General features: G+C 60.0%; 1 pseudogene. It reads left to right on the plus strand.

From position 1 onward, the window contains the following. Window positions 1-85 precede the first annotated feature (85 nt). A pseudogene (locus tag AC1Q5P_RS21950) lies at window positions 86-451 on the plus strand (transposase); the annotation flags it as partial. Window positions 452-510: the final 59 nt, after the last annotated feature.

The following is a 510-nucleotide window of genomic DNA, read 5'->3' on the forward strand; positions in this document are numbered from 1 at the left end:
TGTCCGGCGTCAGCGCCCATGGCACAGATTAGGGGTTGAGATTTAAGGAGGGTTTGGGCTTCGTCGTAGTGACGAAGGAACGAAGATGAAGCCCAAACCCTCCTTGCGAAAATCGCCAGCAAAGGCCTCTGCCGAAGCCGTGGTGAAAGACATTCGCCGACAGACGCGGCGGCATTTCTCGGCCGAGGACAAGATCCGCATCGTGCTCGACGGATTGCGCGGCGAGGACAGCATCGCCGAGCTGTGTCGGCGTGAAGGCATCGCCCAGAGCCTCTACTACACCTGGTCGAAAGAGTTCATGGAGGCCGGCAAACGCCGGCTCGCGGGCGATACCGCCCGTTCTGCGACCACGGGCGAGGTGCAGGATCTGCGCCGTGAAGCCCGTGCCCTGAAGGAATGCGTTGCTGACCTGACGTTGGAAAACCGCCTGCTCAAAAAACGTATGGCCCGCCCCGTCTGCAAGGGGGATTTTGAAGTGTTCTGATCAGTCTGCGTCAACGTATGCGGTCT

The organism is Novosphingobium sp. GW835-FHT14H07, from assembly GCF_058793515.1.